This is a genomic window from Alcanivorax sp., from assembly GCF_014762765.1.
In the GTDB taxonomy this organism is placed as follows: domain Bacteria; phylum Pseudomonadota; class Gammaproteobacteria; order Pseudomonadales; family Alcanivoracaceae; genus Alcanivorax.
This window is the reverse complement of record NZ_JABURH010000035.1, coordinates 1-3,517: the sequence shown is the minus strand read 5'-3', so window position 1 is coordinate 3,517 and position 3,517 is coordinate 1. Positions and strand designations below refer to the sequence as shown.

4 protein-coding genes are annotated in these 3,517 nt (G+C 62.0%); all 4 read left to right on the top strand.

Going from position 1 to position 3,517, the window contains the following annotated elements; all coding sequences use genetic code 11:
* Positions 1-574 (top strand): lipopolysaccharide heptosyltransferase II (gene waaF / locus HUJ17_RS01145; RefSeq protein WP_290508982.1); only part of this gene is annotated, 574 nt, incomplete at its 5' end.
* Between the two features lie 23 nt (positions 575-597).
* Positions 598-1,623 carry a lipopolysaccharide heptosyltransferase I gene (waaC, locus tag HUJ17_RS01140; RefSeq protein ID WP_290508981.1) on the top strand — a complete coding sequence of 342 codons (1,026 nt, stop codon included), beginning with the start codon at positions 598-600 and terminating at the stop codon, positions 1,621-1,623.
* The gene (locus HUJ17_RS01135; protein WP_290508980.1) at positions 1,620-2,714 is read left to right on the top strand and encodes a glycosyltransferase family 4 protein; all 1,095 of its coding nucleotides are present in this window, start codon (positions 1,620-1,622) and stop codon (positions 2,712-2,714) included. The genes waaC and HUJ17_RS01135 overlap by 4 nt, the downstream gene beginning before the upstream one ends.
* Positions 2,711-3,517, top strand: an 807-nt coding sequence (gene rfaP, locus HUJ17_RS01130; RefSeq protein ID WP_290508979.1) for a lipopolysaccharide core heptose(I) kinase RfaP, incomplete at its 3' end; no start/stop codon positions are given. The genes HUJ17_RS01135 and rfaP, both read left to right, overlap by 4 nt.

Here is a 3,517-nt window from a genome sequence, read left to right as displayed (position 1 = left end):
CCCGCATCTGGAGGTCAGTGAAGACTCGCTTCAGCAGGCCATGGCGGCCCACGGGCTCAATACGCAGCGCCCGGTGCTGGGCCTGTGCCCCGGCGCCGAGTTCGGCCCGGCCAAGCGCTGGCCGGAGCATCATTATGCGGCAGTGGCCCAGCACTGGATTGAGCATGGTGGCCAGGTATGGATCTTCGGCTCCGGCAAGGATCAGCCCGTGGCCGATACCATTGTCGAAATGCTGGAAAACAGTGCTGATGAGCATGCCACGGTGCTGGCGGGCAATACCTCCCTGGAGCAGGCGGTGGATCTGCTTTCGGCTACCACGGCGGTGGTCAGCAACGATTCCGGTCTGATGCATATCGCCGCCGCCCTCAAGCGTCCGCTGGTGGCAGTGTACGGTTCCACCTCCCCGGGCTTTACCCCGCCCCTGGGTGATAGAGTGGCAGTGGTACGGCTGGGGCTGGAATGCAGCCCCTGTTTCGAACGGGAATGCCCGCTGGGGCATTTGAACTGTCTGCGCCAGTTGCCCCCTTCGCAGGTGATTGATGCCCTGCAGCAGCTGGAAAGCGCGGATGCCTGAATTGACGGCGAGCAGGTTCTGACATGCGCGTGCTGCTGATCAAGACCTCCTCCATGGGGGATGTGATCCACACTCTGCCAGCGCTGACCGATGCCCTGTCGGCCATTCCCGATCTGCAGGTGGACTGGGTGGTGGAAGAAGCCTTTGCCGATCTGGCCCGCCGTCACCCGGCGGTGCATCAGGTGTTTCCCTGTGCCCTGCGCCGCTGGCGCAAGCACCCCCTCAAGGCCCGCCGCTCCGGTGAGTGGGCGGACTTCAAGCTCAAGCTCCGGGCTACCGACTATGATGCGGTGATCGATGCTCAGGGCCTGATCAAGAGCGCCTTCGTCACCCGCCTGGCGCGGGGGCCGAAATTCGGTCTGAACAAACACTCCGCTCGCGAAGGGCTGTCAGCCCGGGCGCTCGATCATCCCCTGGCAGTCGCGAAGGGGCAGCATGCCATCGACCGGGTGCGGAAACTGTTTGCGCAGGCGCTGTCCTACGACCTGCCCAACGATGCCCCGGATTACGGCCTGCCGCGCAGCCATGTGCCCAGCCCGCTGAACAAGCCGGCGCAGCTGGTGTTCTGCCATGGCACCACCTGGCCCACCAAGCATTACCCGGAAGCCTTCTGGCGGCAGCTACTGGAGCTGGCCATCGGTGAAGGCCACACGGTTTTTTTGCCCTGGGGCAACGAAACGGAAAAAGTCCGCGCCCAGCGTTTGAGCGAAGGACTGGATAGCGCCCGGGTTCTGCCGAAAATGGGGCTGGATACACTCACCGACAAACTGCTCAGTTGGGATGCGTTCATTGCCGTGGACACTGGCCTGGCTCATCTGGCCGCTGCCGCCGGCTTGCCCGGTGTGGCGCTCTATGGCCCCACTGACCCGGTATTGACCGGGGTGCGAGGCATTCAGGCGCATTCCCTGGCGGCGGATTTTCCCTGCGCACCCTGCGTGCAGGAAAAGTGCACCTATCGTGGTGAGCTGGGCAAGGGCGTGGAGCCGCCCTGTTTCAGTAGCCTGAAACCGAAACAGGTGTGGCGGGAACTGCGGAGGCGCACCGCATGAAACTGGCCATGGCGCTCTATCATTACTTCCCCTACGGCGGTCTGCAGCGGGATTTTGCCCGCATTGCCCGGGAAGCGGTGAGCCGGGGTCATGAGGTGGTTGCGCTGGTGAGTGATTGGCAAGGTGAAGCCATTGACGGGGTAACAGTGCAGCGCATTGCTGTGTCCGGTGGCAGTAATCACGGCCGTATGTTGTCCTTTGCGAAGGGGGTTCTGGCCGCCCGGCAGACAGGAGAATTCGATCGGGTAGTGGGCTTTAACCGCCTGCCCGGGCTGGACGTGTACTTTGCGGCCGACAGCTGTTTTGCCGAGCACGTACGCAGCAAGCCGAAACCGTTACGTTGGCTGCCCCGGTATGCAGGCTACCTGAAACTGGAGCAGGCGGTGACGGCGGCGGATGGCCCGCTGATCCTGTTTCTCAATGACGATCAACGGGATCAGTACCTGCGTCATTATCCGCTGGCAGAAAACCGTTATGCCTTGTTGCCGCCGGGTATCGAGAGAGATCGTCAACGGCCTGCCGACCACAAGGCGCTGCGCCAACAAACCCGGGCAAACCTGGGTGTTGATGAGCAGGAGACCCTGTTGTTGTTCCTGGGCTCCGGCTTCAAGGTCAAGGGACTGGATCGGGCCCTGAAGGCGTTTGCCGTCCTGCCGGAAACCGTGAAATTAATGATCGTGGGCAATGATCAGGCGGCCCCCTATCTGTCCGGCCTGCCGGAGGCCTTGCGCCGTCGCATTCTTGTGCTGGGGCCGCGTGATGATGTGACTGCCCTGATGCAGGCCGCAGACCTGCTGTTGCATCCGGCTTATCGTGAGTCTGCGGGGATGGTGTTGCTGGAAGCCACGGTGGCAGGATTGCCGGTGCTGACCACGGACACCTGTGGCTACGCCCGCTATGTGCGCGAGGCTGGTTCCGGGGAAGTCATTGCGTCGCCGTTCAGTCAGCAGGCGCTGAACGACGTCCTGCAGAAAATGGTCAGCCAGTTGCCCGGGCCCTGGCAGGAAAATGGGGTGGAGTATGGCCGTAACCCGGCCCTCTATTGTCTGGCCCAGACGGTGGTGGATCATGTGGAGGGCTGGACGCCGTGAAACTTTTTCTGCGCGATGACATCGTCGCCCTGTGGGGCGACCGCGACCCGTTCGAGCAGGCCGCCGAGCAGGAGGGTGAAATCTTTCGGGCCCGGGAGGGGCGTCGCACTCTGCGCTTTACCGGCAACGGCCGCAGCTATTTTCTCAAATATCACGGTGGCATCGGCTGGAAGGAAATCTTCAAAAATCTTACCCAGGGTAAATTGCCGGTGCTGGGCGCCATGGATGAGGTGACTGCCATCGACGCGGTGCGCGGCGCCGGCCTGGATACCATGACCATTGCCGCCTATGGTTCGCGGGGCAGTAATCCGGCATCGGTGGAGTCCTTCATTATTACCGATGATCTGGTGGGCACCTTGAGCCTGGAAGATCTTGGTGAGCGCTGGGTAAAAGACCCGCAGGCCATGCCGCCGGTTTTCAAGCAAGCACTGATCGAACGGGTGGCTACTATTGCGCGTACCATGCACGGCGCGGGCATCAATCATCGGGATTTCTATCTGGCCCATTTCCTGATGCGCAACAGTGATGCGGAAGCGAACAACGCGGACGGCCCCTTGTATCTGATCGATCTGCATCGCTCCCAGGTGCGCGGTCAGGTGCCCCGTCGCTGGCGTATCAAGGACCTGGGTGGGCTGTATTTTTCCACTGCCCGATTCGGCATGACCCGGCGCGACCTGTTGCGTTTTATTCGTACATACAGCGGCTTGCCTCTCCGACAAGCGTTGGCTGACGACAGCACCTGGTCTGCTGTCCGGCGCGAGGCAGAGAAAATCTATCGCCGTTATTTTGAAGTGGAGCCCGAG

Bases quoted from the DNA above. Each gene is read 5' to 3' on its own strand.
- waaC (WP_290508981.1), top strand. From the start codon at position 598: ATGCGCGTGCTGCTGATCAAGACCTCCTCCATGGGGGATGTGATCCAC.
- HUJ17_RS01135 (WP_290508980.1), top strand. From the start codon at position 1,620: ATGAAACTGGCCATGGCGCTCTATCATTACTTCCCCTACGGCGGTCTG.